Annotated in this window: 15 protein-coding genes; 5 read left to right on the top strand and 10 right to left on the bottom strand. The window is 72.8% G+C overall.

Going from position 1 to position 13808, the window contains the following annotated elements:
- Position 1: 1 nt before the first annotated feature.
- Entirely contained in the window at positions 2-1414 is a 1413-nt protein-coding gene (locus ABD140_RS09350) for a sensor histidine kinase (protein WP_344238905.1), read from the top strand.
- Positions 1415-1479: 65 nt separating this feature from the next.
- Here ABD140_RS09350 and ABD140_RS09355 read toward each other — a convergent pair whose 3' ends face one another.
- The 3 genes from ABD140_RS09355 to ABD140_RS09365 are packed head-to-tail and all read right to left on the bottom strand — an operon-like array spanning position 1480 to position 2362.
- On the bottom strand, positions 1480-1671 hold the full coding sequence (locus ABD140_RS09355; RefSeq protein ID WP_344238907.1) for a CsbD family protein: 192 nt from the start codon (positions 1669-1671) through the stop codon (positions 1480-1482).
- A gap of 37 nt (positions 1672-1708) precedes the next feature.
- Positions 1709-2158 (bottom strand): SRPBCC family protein, encoded by a 450-nt coding sequence (locus ABD140_RS09360; RefSeq protein WP_344238909.1) that lies wholly within the window; start codon positions 2156-2158, stop codon positions 1709-1711.
- A gap of 54 nt (positions 2159-2212) precedes the next feature.
- On the bottom strand, positions 2213-2362 hold the full coding sequence (locus ABD140_RS09365) for a GPGG-motif small membrane protein (RefSeq protein ID WP_198653818.1): 150 nt from the start codon (positions 2360-2362) through the stop codon (positions 2213-2215).
- Between the two features lie 279 nt (positions 2363-2641).
- On the opposite strand from ABD140_RS09365, the gene ABD140_RS09370 reads away from it, so the two are divergent.
- The gene (locus ABD140_RS09370; protein ID WP_344238911.1) at positions 2642-2845 is read left to right on the top strand and encodes a hypothetical protein; all 204 of its coding nucleotides are present in this window, start codon (positions 2642-2644) and stop codon (positions 2843-2845) included.
- Between the two features lie 56 nt (positions 2846-2901).
- Here ABD140_RS09370 and ABD140_RS09375 read toward each other — a convergent pair whose 3' ends face one another.
- The gene (locus ABD140_RS09375; protein ID WP_344238913.1) at positions 2902-4149 is read right to left on the bottom strand and encodes a cytochrome P450; all 1248 of its coding nucleotides are present in this window, start codon (positions 4147-4149) and stop codon (positions 2902-2904) included.
- 127 nt (positions 4150-4276) lie between these two features.
- Positions 4277-4816: a hypothetical protein gene (locus tag ABD140_RS09380; RefSeq protein WP_344238915.1), complete on the bottom strand. Its 540-nt coding sequence runs from the start codon at positions 4814-4816 to the stop codon at positions 4277-4279.
- Between the two features lie 119 nt (positions 4817-4935).
- Between ABD140_RS09380 and ABD140_RS09385 the strand changes: the two genes are divergently transcribed.
- The gene (locus tag ABD140_RS09385) at positions 4936-5571 is read left to right on the top strand and encodes an NAD(P)-dependent oxidoreductase (protein ID WP_344238917.1); all 636 of its coding nucleotides are present in this window, start codon (positions 4936-4938) and stop codon (positions 5569-5571) included.
- Here the strand turns inward: ABD140_RS09385 and ABD140_RS09390 are convergent.
- Positions 5561-6304: a phosphatase PAP2 family protein gene (locus tag ABD140_RS09390; RefSeq protein WP_344238919.1), complete on the bottom strand. Its 744-nt coding sequence runs from the start codon at positions 6302-6304 to the stop codon at positions 5561-5563. The two genes, ABD140_RS09385 and ABD140_RS09390, sit on opposite strands and share 11 nt — an antisense overlap.
- A gap of 333 nt (positions 6305-6637) precedes the next feature.
- Between ABD140_RS09390 and ABD140_RS09395 the strand changes: the two genes are divergently transcribed.
- The gene (locus ABD140_RS09395) at positions 6638-7549 is read left to right on the top strand and encodes a UbiA family prenyltransferase (protein ID WP_344238921.1); all 912 of its coding nucleotides are present in this window, start codon (positions 6638-6640) and stop codon (positions 7547-7549) included.
- Positions 7550-7600: 51 nt separating this feature from the next.
- Here ABD140_RS09395 and ABD140_RS09400 read toward each other — a convergent pair whose 3' ends face one another.
- From ABD140_RS09400 to ABD140_RS09410, 3 genes are all read right to left on the bottom strand, one after another.
- On the bottom strand, positions 7601-8605 hold the full coding sequence (locus ABD140_RS09400; RefSeq protein ID WP_344238923.1) for an alpha/beta hydrolase: 1005 nt from the start codon (positions 8603-8605) through the stop codon (positions 7601-7603).
- 163 nt (positions 8606-8768) lie between these two features.
- A complete protein-coding gene (locus tag ABD140_RS09405; protein WP_344238924.1) occupies positions 8769-9851 on the bottom strand; it encodes an FUSC family protein in 1083 nt (360 codons plus the stop codon).
- Positions 9852-9935: 84 nt separating this feature from the next.
- Complete coding sequence (locus ABD140_RS09410) at positions 9936-11501, bottom strand: dolichyl-phosphate-mannose--protein mannosyltransferase (protein WP_344238926.1); 1566 nt, start codon at positions 11499-11501, stop codon at positions 9936-9938.
- Positions 11502-11570: 69 nt separating this feature from the next.
- Between ABD140_RS09410 and rsmI the strand changes: the two genes are divergently transcribed.
- Positions 11571-12407, top strand: coding sequence for a 16S rRNA (cytidine(1402)-2'-O)-methyltransferase (rsmI, locus tag ABD140_RS09415; protein ID WP_344238928.1), 837 nt, complete (start codon positions 11571-11573; stop codon positions 12405-12407).
- Here the strand turns inward: rsmI and ABD140_RS09420 are convergent.
- Positions 12367-13800 (bottom strand): hypothetical protein, encoded by a 1434-nt coding sequence (locus tag ABD140_RS09420; RefSeq protein WP_344238930.1) that lies wholly within the window; start codon positions 13798-13800, stop codon positions 12367-12369. The two genes, rsmI and ABD140_RS09420, sit on opposite strands and share 41 nt — an antisense overlap.
- Positions 13801-13808: the final 8 nt, after the last annotated feature.

The following is a 13808-nucleotide window of genomic DNA, read 5'->3' on the forward strand; positions in this document are numbered from 1 at the left end:
GATGAACCTGGGCTCGGTACGCGCGCGCACCACGCTGGGCGCCACCGCCGTGGTGGCGCTCGCCCTGGTGGTGACGGGACTGATCGTGGTGCTCTCGCTGCGCAGCGACCTGGTGCGCACGGCGGATCTGGAGGCCGAGGTCAGCGCCCGCAGGGTCGCCTCCCAGATCGCGGGCGGCGTCGCGTTCGGCGACCTCCGGCTCCCCGACGAGGACGAACCCGTCCAGGTCGTCGACTCCCAGGGCCGGGTCGCGGCGGCCACGGAGGACCTGACGTTCCTCGCGGACGGCGGGGAGAGCACGCCGCGCGAGCCGGACGATGACGACGACGATGAGGACGAACCGGGCAGGGGAGAGGTCGCCTCCCACGTCGGCTTCAGCACGCGCGAGGCGGTGGTCGACGGGGTGGCCGGCGAGTACAGGTTCGCCTCCGTGGAGGCCACCAGCCCCGACGGCGCGACCGTGCTGGTCCACGCGGGGGCGGACCTGGCGGCGACCCGCAACGCGGTCTCCACCACGGTGCGCTCGATGCTTCTGGGCCTGCCCCTGGTGCTGCTCGTCGTCGCGGCGGCCACCTGGCTCCTCACCCGCAGGGCGCTGCGGCCCGTGGAGGCGATCCGCGGCGAGATGGCCTCCATCACCGAAGCGGGCGACCTGGCCCGCCGAGTGCCCGTCCCGGGCTCCCGCGACGAGATCGCCCGGCTGGCGGCGACTACCAACCGGACGCTCGCCGCCCTGGAGTCCTCGGTCGAGCAGCAGCGGCGTTTCGTCGCCGATGCCTCGCACGAGCTGCGCAACCCGATCGCGTCCCTGCGCGCCCAACTGGAGATCGCGCTCGAACACCGGGAACTTCTGGATCTTCCCGGCGCCGTGGAGGACGTGCACCGGCTGCAGCAGCTCACCACGGACCTGCTCTTCCTCGCCCGCGTGGACGCGGGAGAGGCGAGGCCGCCCGCTTCGGAGATCTCCCTGACGGAGATGGTGGCGGGCGAGCTGGCGGCCAGGCCGGACACCGACCGCGTCCCGATCACCGTTGACCTGGACGCGGGCGTCCGGGTGGAAGGCCACCCCAGGCAGCTCGCTCGCGCGCTGTCCAACCTGGTGGACAACGCGCAGCGCCACGCTCACTCGGAGGTGACCGTGACGCTGCACGCTCGTGAAGGCCGGGCCGTCCTGCGCGTCGCCGACGACGGGGAGGGCGTCCCTCCCGCCGACCGCGAGCGGATCTTCGGGCGTTTCGTCCGTCGTGACGACGCCCGGACCCGCGATGAGGGCGGTGCCGGCCTCGGTCTGCCCATCGCACGTGAGATCGTCGCATCCCACGGAGGCACGCTCCGGGCGGTGGAACCCGCCGGACGGGGTGCCGTCTTCGAGATCACCCTGCCCCTGAGCACCGCCGTGACGGCGGAAGGGTGATCACGCGGGGCAGAGAGGGAGGGGAGGCCGCGGGACCCCCGACACCGCGGCCTCCCTGGCTCGAGTCACCGGGTGCTGCGCTTGATGTCGCGAGCGGCGTCCTTCACGCGCTCGCCGACCTGCTTGGCGCCGCCCCGGAGGCGGTCGGCCTGGCCTTCCGCGGTCATCTCGGGGTCGCGGTTCTGCCGGCCCAGGTTCTCCTTGGCGTGGCCCTTGCCGATGGTCGCCTTGTTGCGGAGCTTGTCGAGGAAACCCATGTTCTGATTCCTTTCCGGGAGTGCGGGGAAGCGGGGGTCAGCTGACGTCGCCGCGCCAGGCGCCGGTGGCCTGGCCCCTGCTCTCGATGAAGTCCTTGAAGCGGCGGAGGTCGCCCTTGACCCGGCTCTCCACGAGGTGGAGCTTGTCGCCGGCCTGCTCGGCCAGCCCTTCGGGCTCGAAGTCCATCTGGAGCATCACCCGCGTGGTGCCGTCGTCGATCCGGTGGAACGTGACGACCCCGGCCTGGCGCGGCTTGCCCAGCGTGTGCCAGGCGACGCGCTCGTCGGGGTGCTGTTCGTCGATCTCGGCGTCGAACTCGCGGTGGACGCCGGCGATGCTGGTCTTCCAGTGGGTGCGGGTCGGCGTGACCTGCTCGATCCGGTCGACCCCCTCCATGAACTTCGGGAACTCCTCGAACTGGGTCCACTGGTTGTAGGCAGTGGTGACCGGCACGTCCACCTCGACGGACTGCTCGATGGTGCTCACTCTTCTTTCCATCCTTTCTCGAGGACCTTTTCCGTTGTCGCGGGGTCCGCTGGATTACGGATTGAAGATGCTGACGCCGCCGGGTCCGATGAGGAGCCCGACCACGATGAGAATGATTCCCCACAGCAGGTCGCGTCGTGCCAGCAGGGTATAAAGCCCCGCCAGAACGAAGACCACTGCGATGATCCACAAAATTGTCGCCATGTTTTTTGCTTGCCCTGGGTTTCCCCGCCTAAACGCCGTGGTCGTGGACGGGCGGGGCCGGGGGGTGATCAATAAGCGGCAAAGAGGCGACGTTTCCGCAGGTCAGAAGCCGTTCTCGGGTGGAGTGGGCGGGGGTTAGATTTTCTTTGACCGAACCGGAGTTGATGTTAGTGACCAAACCGAGATGTGAGCTGGCTTACTTTCGCACCGGTCGGGGATTGGATTTGCCGCGAAAAGAGAAAGATTGGGCGCGTCCGGGCGCGGGCATATGAGGTGACCATGGGCACGAAGAAGAACGACCATGACGGGAGCCGGGGCGCACGCGCGGAGGAGCCGGAGAGCGAACGCGCCGCCGAACGGGTGTCGGACGCGCTGGAGCGCGGTGTCCCCGAGGAGGAACTCGACCCCGCCGACGCCGAGCGGACCGCGCACGCCACCGTCTCCCCGCAGCCGGAACCGGACGAACGCCCCGACCGTCCCTGAGCCGGACCTCGGACGGGCACCGGGGCCCTGGGCGGGAGGGGCCGGGGCGCGGGGGTTCAGGGCGCGAGCGTGACCGGCAGCCGGGCGAAGCCGCGCAGGGCCAGGCCGCCGTCCCGTACGGGCGGTCCCGCCAGGGCGCAGCGCGGATGGCCGTCCACGAGCCGCTGGAGGAGGACCTCCAGCACCAGCCGCGCCAGATGGGCACCCAGGCAGCAGTGCCGCCCCGCCGCGAACGCCAGGTGCGCGGACGCCGGGTGCGGGTCGCGGGTGACGTCCAGCCGGTCGGGCTCGGGGTACCGGTCGGGGTCGCGGTCGGCCGCGCCGAGCAGGGCCAGCACCGTCTGCCCCGGTTCCAGCCGCGCCCCCAGGAAGGCGAACGGCTCCAGCACGGTCCGCGCGACGACCTGCACGGGGGCGTCGTAGCGCAGGAGCTCCTCCACCGCGCCGGGGACCAGCGACGGCTCCCGGCGCAGCAGGGCGTACTGGCCGGGGTGGGCGAGCAGCGCGTGCACGGCGTTGCCCAGCAGGTGGGCGGTGGGCTCGGCGCCGGCTCCCAGCAGGAGGAGGGCGGCTCCCACCGCCTCGTCCGCGGTGAGCGCGTCGTCGGCGCGCGAGGCGGCCAGCCGGGAGAGGAGATCGTCCTCGGGGCGGGCGCGCCGGGCGGCGAGGAGCACGCCGAGCCGGTCGGCCAGCACCGCCTGGGCGTGCGCCGCCCGGGCCCGGTCCGCCGGGACGCCGTCGTGGCGGAAGGCGGCGTTCATCTCCCCGACCAGGGGGAGCAGCTCGGCCCGGTCGGTTTCGGGGACGCCCAGCAGGTCGGCGAGCACGTCGACCGGCAGGGGCAGGGCGAGGCCGGCCATGAGGTCGGCGCCGGGCGTCCGCGCCAGCGCCCGCAGCCGGGCGTCCACCCGGGCGGCGACGGAGCGGCGGAGCGCCTCGACATGGCGTCCGGCGAAGGCCGAGGAGACGAGCCGCCGCAACCGGGCGTGTCCGGACGGGTCGGCGGAGATCATGCCGTCCTGCACCGTCCGCAGGGCCAGGACCCGCTCGTCGTCGGGAAGGGCGACCGCGCCGAGGCCGGGCGCGCCGCCGCGCCCGCCGAGGAGGCGGTGGCGCAGGGCGGCGGCGCAGTCGGCGTGGCGGGTGAGGACGAGGACGCCGTCGCGGGTGAGCAGGACGGGCGCCTTCTCCCGGAGGCGGCGGTAGCCGGGACGGGGGTCGGCGTCCCGCAGGCCGAGCATGGTTTCGTGGAAGATCCGCTCGGCGCCGGGGGCGGCGAGGGCACTGCCGGAGACGGGGGACATGTGCCGGTTCTCCTGGGTCGGGGGCGGCGGGTGGAACCGTGTCCCTCAACCTCCTCCCGGCGGGCGGGGCGGTCAAGAGGCCCGGCGGCCGCTCCCGGGAGCGGCCGCCGGACGCGGCGGGCGGACGTCAGGAGGGCCTGACGATGCCCTTCGGACGGACGCCGCGAGGCGCGAGCTTGCGCGTCTTGGGCTTCTGCGAGGGCTTGAGCTTCCGCGGCTTGTAGGTCTCGTGCCGCTTCTTCTCGCCCTTCTTCTTGTCGTACAGGTAGATGTGGAGGTCCTGCCCCTGGTTCTGCTTGAGCTTCTTCTGCTTGTTGTGCTGCTCGTGCCGGTGCCACTTGTAGGGCTTGAAGTTGCGGTCCTGCAGGTCCCACCACTCCGGGCAGTCCTCCAGGGTCCGGATCCGCCCGTCCACCCCGTCGACGAGGTCGCGGAAACCGTGCCTGTCGGTGTAGGCGCGGTGCTGGAGGTGCCTGGTGAACTGCACGGAGTCCCGGCGCACCTTCAGCAGTTCGTACGGGTGCGCCAGCGAGGACGTGCGGTGGCAGATCCTCACCCACTCCCGGGAACCGAGGCCGGGGTCGGCCATGGCGACCGCCCCCGAGCCGCCGACCAGGGCCAGGGTCAGCGCGCCGGCGACCGTGCCGGCGCGTCGAGATGTTCTCATTGCGCGTCTCCCTCCGCCACGCGTGATGATCACGCGGCGATCCTCACTTTAGGTAATCGTGGGAACGCGCAGAGCCGTGACACGCGGCCGCCCGCGTGTCGCCGGGTAGGGGCTATCCCATGCAGGTCACCGTGTTCGGCGCCACCGGGCGGATCGGGCGGCTGGTGGTGGAGCGGCTGCTGGCCGACGGGCACCGCGTCGTGGCCTTCGTCCACGACCCCGGCAGGGTCCACCGCACCGACCCCGGCCTCCTCGTGCTGCCGGGGCGGCTGTTCGACCGGGCGGCGGTGGCCGAGGCGCTGCGCGGGAGCGAGGCGGTCATCAGCGCGCTGGGGCCGACGTTCCGCAGGGGCGGGGCGATGGACCTCGCCGACGGCGTCCGGGTGATCATCACGGCGATGCGGGGCGCCGGGATCGACCGGTTCATCGGCCTGGCGACGCCGTCGGTCGCCGATCCCCGGGACGCCCCGCACTGGAAGCGCAGGATCCGCCTCATGCTGGGCCGGGCGATGTTCCCCCACGCGGTGCGCGAGCTGAACGAGATGGTCGAGCTGGTCGTCGGCTCGGACCTGGACTACACCCTCGCCCGCGTCGTCACCGCCGTGGAAGGGCCGCGCCGGGGCACCCTGCGGGCGGGTTTCCTCGGCCTCGATCCGATCGCGATGTCCTCGACCCGCGCCGACATCGCGGACTTCCTCGTCGACCAGCTCACCGACCGGCGCTTCTCCCGGGCGATGCCGGTGGTCAGCGGCTGAGCGGCCGCCCGCCGTCGGGGACCGCGGGGGAGCCGCCCAGCCGGGCCAGCAGCGGGGTGACCAGCCGGGTCGCCAGGGGGGCGAACATCAGGAGCGCCGCCACCGAGAAGGACGCGCCGAGGACCGCTCCGGCCAGCACGTCGTGCGGGTAGTGCACGCCGACCGCGACCCGCAGGACCGCGGCGGCCAGGCCGAGGGGCAGCACGAACGCGGCGAGGCGGGGGCGCAGCAGCGCGATGCCGACCGCGGCCCCCACCGCCAGGGTGGTGTGGTTGCTGGGGAAGGACCAGTCGCCCAGCTCCGGGCAGGGGGCGACGGCGGCGGCGTCGGCCAGGGCGCGGCACGGGCGCTCCTGGTAGACGAGCAGCTTCAGCCCCTCGCTGAGCGCGTAGGCGGCCACGGTGCCGGCGCCGATCAGCATGGTCCCGGCGACGACGGCCGCGTCGCGGCGGCGGACGGCCAGCGCCCACACCGCCACGAGGGTCAGCGCCACCAGCGCGACGGAGGCCTCCGACGCCAGCTCCAGCACGGTGTGCAGCCAGTGGGGCGTGCCCGCCACCGCCTCGGTCATCGACCGGTACACCGACACCGATACGCCGTCCTGGACCCGTACGGGGGTGTCGCCGCCGCTGCCCTGGGGCGCCAGCCAGAGGGCGCCTCCCGCGCCCACACCCACCAGGATGAGGGCGATGGGCAGGTGGCGGTTGAGGTAGTTCCCGGAGTCCAAGGCCATAGGGGCTGATTCTAGGGAACGCGGGGGGTCGGTTTCCCGGTCCTCGCCCGGGTCGGCCCGGGGAAAGCCGAGGTTCCCGGGGCCGCCCTCCCGGCCGGTCACTACAATGACGGCCCTGCGGACGGTGGGGAACCCTCATTGGACCCGGCGTCAAAAGACGCACCGTCATCACAGGGGAGCAAAGCGGCTACGGTGTGGGCTGCGCCACTTACCTTTGCTCAGTTTTGGTGGAATTTATTGCGGTTCTTGGATCAATCGCCGTCATACCCTGAGGGCATAATCTCGGCCAGCATCTTTCACCGGCGCAACACCCCCCATTTCGCGAGGTAACTGATGGCGACGGCCACTCCCCAGGCTCTCGGCAGGACCCGGCAGATGATCCTGGACCTGTGGGAGATCTCACGTCCCGGCCTGTTCCTGGTCTCCCTGGTGCCCTTCTACCTGGGCTACCTGCTGGCCAGCGGGGAACTGGTCGGCCCGGCCACCGGCCTGCTCGGCCTGGTCATCTGGGGCCCCCTGGTCTGGCTGGCCGTGCTGGCCATCAACGACGCCTACGACCTGGAAGGCGACCTGCTCAACCCGCGCAAGGACACGCCCCTCACCGCGGGCCGGATCACGGCCCGCGGGGCCAAGGCCGCCGCCTACGGCGCCGCGGGGCTCGCCCTGCTGCTGTCCCTGGCGGTGCGCCCCGAGATGGCGCTGGCCACCCTGGGCTTCCTGGTGTGCGGCTGGATCTACAGCGTCCCGCCGCTGAAGTGGAAGAACCGGGCGGGCCTGGACGTGCTGAGCAACTGCAGCGGCCTCGTGTTCCCGGTGCTGGGCGGCTGGGCGGCGGTCAAGCCGCTCGACGGGTTCCCCTGGGCCGCCGCCGTCGCGGTGCTGCTGGTGGAGATCGCGCTCTACACCCCCACGATGATCCCCGACATCGAGAGCGACCGGGCCAGCGGGTACACCACCATGGCGGTGCGCATCGGAGCCGCGCGCACCTACCTGGTGGGCTTCGCCTGCTGGATCGGGTTCTGGGCGCTGACCGTCGCGATGGCGGCCGCCGGCGAGGTGTTCCCGCAGTGGCTGGTCTGGCCGTGGGCGGTCTGCGCCCCGGTGTTCGTCTGGCTGTACCACAGCGGCCTCAGCAAGGCCCGCGAGCCCAAGGACGTCGGCCGGGGCATGCTGCGCGTCGGCAAGCTGTTCCTGGCGCCCTGCCTGGTCTTCGCCCTCGCCTACACCGAGGTGATCTCCTTCTGAACGCGCGGTCCGCGCCCCGGCGGGCACGGACCGCGCTCCCGCGGGCGGTGCTCAGAGCCTGCGGGCGCCGATGCTGCGCATCAGCTCCGGCCAGAGCTGCTTGGAGATCCGCCGCCACGCCGGCCAGTTGTGCCGCCCGTCGCCGTAGAGCCGCGCGGTGTGGGGGACGCCCAGCTTCTTGAGGCGCTTGCGGAACTCCTGGTTGGTCTGGCCGACGACGCGCTCCCCGAACAGGCCGACGTCGACCGGTCCCACCTTCGGGTCGCCGGGCCCCGGGCGGCCGGTGGTCCCCGCGGAGAAGAAGACGCCCACACCCCGCAGCCGCGGGGCGAGCACGTAGGGGTCGTGCGCGCGCCAGTTGGCGGCGTCGGAGCCGGGAAGGCCGTAGATGGCCAGCGGGTCGCGCAGCTCCAGCGCGTTGGTGGCCAGGGCCATCTCGGGCATGCCCGGCCCGGTGAGGTGCAGGATGCCGCTCAGCGACGCCGCGTAGCGGAAAAGCCCCTTGTGCCGCGCCGCGTAGGTGAGCGAGCCCATGCCGCCCGCGGACACGCCCATCGCCGCGCGCTGCCGGCCGCCGCGGTAGTTGCGCTCGACGAGCTGGACGACGTCGGAGGTGTGGAAGGTCTCCCAGCGGGGGACGCCGCCCCTGCCGTAGTTGTGCCAGTCGGTGTAGCTCCCGTTGCCGGCCTCGGGCATGACGACGATCACGCCGTAGCGGCGCGCCCACTTCTCGATGTCCGTGCTGCGCGTCCAGGAGACGTAGCCGTCCCGCCCCCCGTGGTACGCGTACAGGACGGGCCAGGTCCGCTTCGCGCCCTTGCGCCAGCCGCTGGGGAGCAGGATCCTGACCTTCACCGGCTCGGCGAGGTTCGGGGACCGGACGGTCAGGTCCCGCATGTGCCGCCCGAGCCGCTTCTCCCGGACGATCTCGGCGCCGCTGTCGGCGGCCCGCCTCCCCGCCGCCGCGGCGGGAGCGCCCGCCAGCGGCAGCGCGAGCACCACGCCCATCACCCCGGACGCCGTGTACAGCCCGAACGTCCTGACCCTCGCACCCACGGGGCACCCTCCTCCTCGGCGCGGCGAGAGGCCCGTCGGCGCTCTCCCTTCGGCGGTACGAGTCTGCGCGTGAGGAAACACAGTGATCTATAGCAAGAAGTGAGCAAAAATAAAGATTTTCTCTCCCGCCGAGAGGCTTGCCCCCCTCACGGCGCGCGCCGGTTCAGGAAGGGCCGGGGCGCACGCCGAGCTGGATGGGGGCGAGGCCGTCGAGGAGGCGGTCCAGGTGCGCCAGCAGCTCGCCGTGCAGCGGCCAGTGGCCCGGGTCGTCCCGCAGGAGGGCGCCCAGGGCCTCGCGGTGGCCGCGTCCCTCGACGAGGAGGTCGTGGGCCGCCTCGCCGTACTTCACCCGGGTCTCGGGGCCGGGCGCGGTGGCCGTCGCGGCGAACAGCCGGACGGCGCCCGACAGGCAGCGCAGGGTGAGCGCGAGCCGGGTCCGCACGTCCGTCGCCCACATGTCCGAGCCGAGCCCCGTACGGTCGTGCAGCTGCAGCCAGGTGCGGTCGGCCATGCACAGGGCCAGGCCGCGCAGCCGGATGGAGCCGTGCTCCAGCGCGGTCACCGCGGCGCGCAGCGTCGGCGAGGGGCCCCCGGCGATCCTGGCCCGGGGGTTGAGGCGGGCGCTCTCCTCGGCCTCGCTCAGCTTGGTCTCGGTGTCCCTCGCCCGCTCCGACAGCCGCCTGCTGCGGCCCAGCCAGGTGGTGGCGTGCACGTTGCCCGGTTCCAGATGCAGGTCGTCGGCGAGGGAGTCCAGCAGGTCGGCGGTCTCGGACGCCAGCTCCAGCAGCCCCTTCTCGGCGGACTCCACCCGGACCGGCGCGGTCAGCAGCACCCCGATCAGCCCGACCAGCGCGCCGATGAACGTCTCGATGATCCGGTCGAGCGCGCCCGCCGGGGTCTGGGCGCCCAGCTGCAGGATGAGCATCGCGCTGATCGGCACCTCCAGCATGTGGTCGCCGAGCTTGAACAGCCGCCCCAGCAGCAGCGAGATCGCGATGACCAGGCCGAGGCTCCACCAGCTGAAGTCGATCGGCACCGCCACCACCACCGCGACGACGACGCCGGTGGTGACGCTGAGAATGCGCTGCAGGGAGTGCCGGAGCGTCTGGTAGAGCGAGACCTGGACGATCAGCAGCGCGGTCAGCGGCGCCAGCAGGGGGATCTTCACCTCGGTCAGGACCCAGTCGGCCACGAGGTACGCGGCGACCGCGGTCACCACCAGCCTGACCGAGGTGCCCCAGCTCACCCTTCCCTTGATAGGCGATCGGGGCTCCGGGCACCAGGCTCACGGCGGGGAAGTGGCGCCCTCTTGGCGCGGGTTTGGCGCTCCTCAGATCCAGGAGTCCAGCCACATGCGGGACTGCCACATGTCGTGGGTGATGGTCTGGGCGGTCAGCACGGGGTGGAGGTACCAGAAGTTCAGCAGGACCAGCAGGACGTAGGCGCCCGCGATCACCGATCCGGCGACCCGGCGGGAGCGGGGGTGCGGGCGCTCCGGGCCGATGATCAGCCCCAGGACCAGGACGATGCCCAGCACCATGAACGGGGTCAGCGGCAGCGCGTAGAACAGGAACATGGTGCGGCCGCCGAAGGCCGAGGGCAGCCAGGCCGCCCAGCCCGCCACATAGGCGGCGAGGACCGCGCCGGCCCGCCAGTCGCGGTAGGTCAGCCACAGGAAGACGATCACGACCAGGGCCGCGAGCGCCGCCCACCACAGGGCGGGGGTGCCGATGCCGAGGATCTCCCGCGAGCACGTGCCGGCCCCGCAGGACCTGGACTTCTCGCTGTAGAAGAACGCCACCGGCTTGCGCAGGATCGGCCAGTCCCACGGCCAGGACTGGTAGGGGTGCTTGGAGGACAGGCCGTTGTGGAAGGACAGGATCTCCCGGTGGTAGCGCACCAGGTCGGGCAGGCCCTCGAACGGGCGCAGCAGCGCGTTCCCCGCCGGGGTGCCCCGGCCCCAGCCGCCGCTGGTGAACAGCCACCCCGACCAGGTCGCCACATAGGTGACCACCGGCAGGACGCCCAGGCCCAGCAGGGTGGCGGCGCCGTCCTTGGTCAGGGCCCCGCCCACCGGCGTGTACACCCCCGCCGCGCGGCGGTTCCCCACGTCCCACAGGACGACCATCAGCACGAAGACGGCCAGGAACGGCGCGGCCGACCACTTGGTGCCGCAGGCCAGGCCGAAGCAGAGGCCGGCGAGGACGCGCCAGGGGTGGCCGAGCCAGGGGCCCAGGGAGAAGCCGAGGGACGGGTCGGCCTCCAGCCGCGCCGCCAGGATGCGCCGCGAGCGGTCGCGGTCGGCCACCAGGCAGGCGAAGCCCGCCAGGACCCAGAACATGAGGAAGACGTCCAGCAGGGCCGTGCGGCTGGTCACCAGGTGCAGGCCGTCCAGGGCCAGCAGAAGGCCCGCCGCGCAGCCCAGCAGGGTGTTGCCGGTCATCCGCCGGGCCACCCGGCACAAGATGAGCACCGAGAGGGTGCCGGTCAGCGCGGCCGCGAACCGCCAGCCGAACGGGGTGACGCCGAAGAGGAGCTCGCCGACCGCGATCATCCACTTGCCCACCGGCGGGTGGGCGATGAACGAGCCGCCCTCGGCCCAGATCTGGTCGGCCTTGCCGCCCAGGAACAGCTGGTCCGCCAGGTGCTCGGGCTCGCGCACCCAGGAGTGCTCGTACCCGAACCTCAGCAGCGCGTAGGCGTCCTTGGCGTAGTACGTCTCGTCGAAGACCACCGCGCGCGGCACGCCGAGCCGGTCGAACCGCAGGACGCCGGCGAAGACGGTGACGAGCAGCGGCCCAAGCCATCCCCAGAGCACGCTGCCCGGCACCCGCGGCGCCAGTTTCTCGCGCAGCGTGGGGGGCGCCGGTGCCGGTTCGGTCTCGGTGACAGCCACCCGGCCATCGTAGGGGGACAAAGCAAGCACAAGGAGGAGCCCAAGGCCGCGGGAGGGGAGAATGGACGGATGAGTACAGGCACCCTCATTCTCGCCGCCGCCCCCATCGGGCGGGCCGACGACGCCTCGCCCCGGTTGCGGGCGGCCCTGGCAGGGGCCCCGGTCATCGCGGCCGAGGACACCCGGCGGCTGCGCAGGCTCGCCGCCGACCTGGAGGTGACGCCGACGGGGAGGGTCGTCTCCTACTACGACCAGAACGAGCGGGACCGCGCCGCCGAGCTGCTGGACGACCTGCGCGAGGGCCGCGACGTCCTGGTCGTCACCGACGCCGGGATGCCCGGTGTGTCCGACCCCGGCTACCGGCTGGTCGTCGAGGCCGTCGCCGCGGACGTCCCGGTCACGGTCCTGCCCGGCCCGTCGGCGGTGACCACCGCCCTGGTCCTGTCGGGCCTGCCCACCGACCGGTTCTGCTTTGAGGGCTTCCTGCCGCGCAAGCCCGGCGAACGCGCCTCCCGCCTCGCCGAGCTGGCCGACGAGCCGCGCACCATGGTCTTCTTCGAGGCGCCCCACCGGCTGGAGGCGGCCCTGGAGGCGCTCGCCGCCGCCTTCGGCGCCGACCGCCGCGCCGCCGTCTGCCGGGAGCTCACCAAGACCTACGAGGAGATCCGCCGCGCTCCCCTGGAGGAGCTGGCCGCCTGGGCCGCGGACGGAGTCCGGGGGGAGATCACCCTGGTCGTCGCGGGGGCCCCGCCGCGGGAGACGCTCTCGGACCCCGCCGAGCTCGCTGCGGCGGTGTTCGCCCGGGAGGCCGCCGGCATCTCGCGCAAGGAGGCGATCGCCGAGATCGCCAAGGAGAACAAGGTGCCTAAGAAGGTGGTCTACTCCGCGGTACTAGAGGCGAAGTGACCGGAAGGCCGACGCCGCGGCTCCGGGCGGACGCGTAGCCCGCGGCGAGCGCGACGACGGGTGTCGCGGTGAGCATGTAGCGGTAGTCGAAGTCGACGGTCAGGGGCGGGACGGCCAGGAGGGCGGCTCCGGCCGTCCAGGGCAGGACGGCCGAGGAGAGGGTGCGGCGCCGGTACCAGACGCAGGCGGGCAGGAGCAGGACCGCCGCGAGCACCGGCCCGCGGACGGTGAAGACCCCCTGGTAGAAGCGCATGATCCCGGCGTAGGGCTCGGCGGTCCGGGTTCCGGTGCCCGGGTCGACCTCCGGGTCGTAGGCGGTGAGGACGTCCAGCGGGTTGCCGCCGCCGAGGACGGGCCACACCGGCAGGGGGTCGGCCTGCTCGGGGAAGAGGTACTTGCCGGCCGTCACGGCGGTGGGGTGGTCGTCGCGCTCCCAGCGGAACGTGCGGACGACGAGGTCGTAGGCGACCGTCCGCGCGTAGTCGAAGGGCTGCTCCAGGAGCGCGCGCACCGCGAAGCTCTGGGCGTCCGCGTTGATCCGCGGGTCGAACGCCTCGCCGAAGTCCCAGCCGATGGGGGATTCGGCCGCCCACACCTGGGACGAGGACGCCTTGCGGGTCTCCGGCTCGCCCGCGGGGCACAGGTACCGCAGGTGCTCCGGGATGTTCTCGCAGCGCACGAAGGCCGCGGTACGGCCCCACAGGAACACGCCGTCCGTCGCGGTGATGCCGTAACGGCCGTTCTCGGCGTGGAACCAGCCCGCGTAGGCGGCCAGGGGGAGAAGGCCCGCGACGGCGGCCAGCGTCGCGGCCCGCCACTTCCGCCGCAGAAGGAGCCAGGCCAGGGCGAGCAGGAGCACCGGCAGGCCGATCGTCCTGGTCACCGTGGCCATGGCCAGCAGGACTCCGGCGACCGCGAACAGGGCGTGGCGCCGTCCCGGCCACAGCAGGGCCGTCAGAGCGGCGACGACCAGGAAGAGGAAGAGCGTGTCGGAGAGGACGAGGCTCTCCAGCTGGATGATCCCGCCGTCCAGCAGGACGGGGGAGGCGGCCAGAGCGGCCCAGCCCGGCGGCAGGCCGCGGCGGGTGAGGAGCAGGTAGACCAGGAGACCGGTGGCCAGCCCCAGCAGGTGCTGTGCCGCCACGACCACCCCGAAGTCGTGGAAGGGGCGCAGCAGCCACAGGAAGAGGCCGTAACCGGCGGGCCGGACGGGGTGGGGGAACGGGTCCAGGGCGATCTGGACGTAGTCGTAGCTGTCGTTGAACCAGAGCGCGGGCCGGTATCCGGCCATGGCGACGACGCGCAGGAGCGCGCCCGCCGCGAGAACCGCCGCGAAGAGGCGGTGCTTTCGCAGGCGGGAGGGGGAATGACCGACAGGGGAGAGGGGGGTCAAGGCCTTGA

It is taken from the genome of Actinocorallia libanotica (genome assembly GCF_039525175.1).
Classification (GTDB): Bacteria; Actinomycetota; Actinomycetes; order Streptosporangiales; family Streptosporangiaceae; genus Actinocorallia; species Actinocorallia libanotica.